2 protein-coding genes are annotated in these 2,761 nt (G+C 57.9%); one reads left to right on the top strand and one right to left on the bottom strand.

The annotated features are described in order from the left end of the window. Nucleotides 1-578, bottom strand: a 578-nt coding sequence (locus tag VMJ32_02630) for an AAA family ATPase (protein HTQ37892.1), incomplete at its 3' end; no start/stop codon positions are given. A gap of 279 nt (nucleotides 579-857) precedes the next feature. Here VMJ32_02630 and VMJ32_02625 point away from each other — a divergent pair. Further along, nucleotides 858-2,761, top strand: a 1,904-nt coding sequence (locus VMJ32_02625; protein HTQ37891.1) for a DUF4159 domain-containing protein, incomplete at its 3' end; no start/stop codon positions are given.

Raw genomic sequence — 2,761 nt, 5'->3', positions numbered from 1 at the left:
GTGAGAACTTTGCGGACTTCGGGCTTTTCATTGCGGGTAGTGAAGCTGAGGATTTGCTCTTCCTCGGCAGCCGTGGGGTAATCGACCTTGATGTTGAACATGAAGCGGTCGAGTTGCGCTTCGGGCAGGGGATAGGTGCCTTCCTGCTCGATGGGGTTTTGCGTGGCGATGACAAAAAACGGCTCGGGCAGGGGATGCGTGGTTTGGCCGATGGAAACTTCGCGTTCCTGCATCGCCTGCAACAGCGCGGCCTGGGTTTTGGGGGGCGTGCGGTTGACTTCGTCGGCCAGCAAAATGTTGGTGAAAATGGGACCTTCGACAAAGCGGAAATTGCGCCGGCCCGCTTCATCTTCTTCCAGCACGTTGGTGCCGGTGATGTCGCTGGGCATCAGGTCGGGCGTGAATTGAATGCGCTTGAATTGGACGTCCAAAATGCGGGCCACGGTACTGACCATCAGCGTTTTGGCCAGGCCGGGAACGCCTTCCAACAAGCAATGGCCGCGGGTGAAAATGGCGGCGAACATTTGCTCGATGACGTCGTTCTGGCCGACGATGATTTTTTGCAGTTCTTCTTGCATCAGCCGGCGATGATGGCTGAATTCCTGCAAGATGTCTCCCAGGCTGCGCGGTTTGGCGCCGGCGGCCGGCGGCGATGCGACGGTGGAAGCGGTAGTTGGCTCAGGAGGCATAATGGCGGACTTTCATCGCGGACAAAAGGCGCGCGGCAAGCTCATTCTTCCATCGTATAACCCAGGCCGTGTTCAAGCAACGCAAACCGGCGGTTTATTGCGGCCGTAAGTTAAAGAGTCTACAATGGTTGTGTTACGCTTCGGCTTTAGCAAAGGACGCGGCTTGTCATGAAGCGATGCCCGGCGTGCTGGTGGGTTCTATCTGTATCGATATTGCTGAACGTACGGCCTGCTGTGGCCGACGATGCACCGGTCGAAATCACGGCCGCCCAGGTTCAGACTGCCATCGAAAAAGGGGTGGCGTACCTTAAAAGCACGCAAAATCAAAACGGCTCATGGGAAGATTACACGAGTTTTTCCGGGGGCGTCACCTGTCTTTGCACGTTGGCGTTGCTCAACGCCGGCGTAAGCGTTGATGACGAGCAAATGCGCCGGGCCCTGGACTACATTCGCGGTCTGCCGCCTGACAAAACTTATGTGGTCTCGTTGCAGACTATGGTGTTGTGCCTGGCGGAGCCCAAGAAAGATTTGCTGCTGATTCGCCGCAATGCGCAATGGTTGGAGCAACAGCAAAATCCGAACGGATCGTGGACCTACATGCAGGGATTGGGGAGCGGCGACCCGTCGAATTCGCAATTTGCCTTGTTGGCGCTGTATGAGGCGGAACGTGTCGGCGTGCATGTTGCCGACCGCACTTGGAGCTCGGCACTGCAATACTGGTTACGGCAACAAAACCCCGACGGCTCCTGGGCCTACGAGCCGGTGCCCGGCGCGCCGGGACGGGGGAGCATGACGTGCGCGGGCATTAGCTCCGTGTTCATCGCCTCAGGCCGGTTGAGCGCCGGCGATGCGGAAGTTACCGCCGACGGCTTAAAGTGCTGCGGCCAGCATCTCAACAATCCGGCCGTAAAAGCTATGGAAGACGGCCTGGTATGGCTGGGCAATAATTTTTCCGTACAGCAAAATCCCGGCCCCAGAAATTTGAGCATTTGGAATTTATATTACCTGTACGCCGTGGAGCGTGTCGGCCGAATGACCTCGCACCGGTTTTTTGAAAATCGGGGCACGGGGCAGCATTACGATTGGTATCGGATGGGGGCGGAATATCTGATCGCCAAGCAAGACGCCCTTTCAGGCTACTGGAAAGGCGAAGGGCATGCCGAGGGCGATCCGCACATTGCAACCAGCTTTGCCTTGCTGTTTTTGGCCAAAGGCCGGCGGCCGGTGCTGATTGCCAAAGCTCGATATGGCGACGGCGACGATTGGGCGCGCCACCGCGCCGACCTGGCGAATCTGACTGCTTACGTCGAAACAAAATGGAAGGCCGATTTTCCGCTGGGGCTGTCGTGGCAAATTGTCGATTTGGCGGATGCCTCGGTCGAAGATCTTTTGCAAACGCCGGTGCTGTACATCAGCGGCAGCAAGAATCCAGATTTGCTCGATCAAGCCCAAAAATTGCGCGAATACATCGATCGGGGCGGTTTCATCTTTGCCGAAGCCTGCTGCAGCGACAGCGCGGGCTTCGACGCGGGCTTTCGTGAATTGATGGACAAAGTTTTCGAAGAGCCGGAGTATCGACTGAAGCCCGTGCCGCCGGAACATCCGCTATGGACGGCCGAAGAGCCGGTGCGTCCGGCGCTGCGGCCGAACTTGTGGAGCGTCGATTACGGTTGCCGCACCAGCGTGGTGTACGCGGCGCCGCCGGAACCGAACAAGGGAGATTTGCCCAATGGCCTGTCGTGCTATTGGGAAATTGCATCCGGGCGCGATCGCAAGTTGAATGCGGCAATTCAAGAACAACTGGGCGCGGCGCTATCGATGGGCATCAACGTACTGGCTTACGCCACTAACAGAGCGCTGAAAAGCAAGGACGAGAATTTTCAACTCGCCGATCAATCTCCCAAAGAAGAAGACACTTTCGAGCGCGGCAAGCGGTATGTGGCCAACGTGCGGCATGCCGGCGGATGCGATTCCGCGCCCGGCGCGCTACCCAGCCTGTTGCGGGCCGCCAACCGCGAGCTGAAAGCGCGGTTTAGCACCGATCAGCGATGGGTGCACATTACCGATCCGGA

This window comes from Pirellulales bacterium (assembly GCA_035499655.1).
Taxonomy (GTDB): domain Bacteria; phylum Planctomycetota; class Planctomycetia; order Pirellulales; family JADZDJ01; genus DATJYL01.
This window is presented reverse-complemented; position numbering and strand designations above follow the sequence as displayed.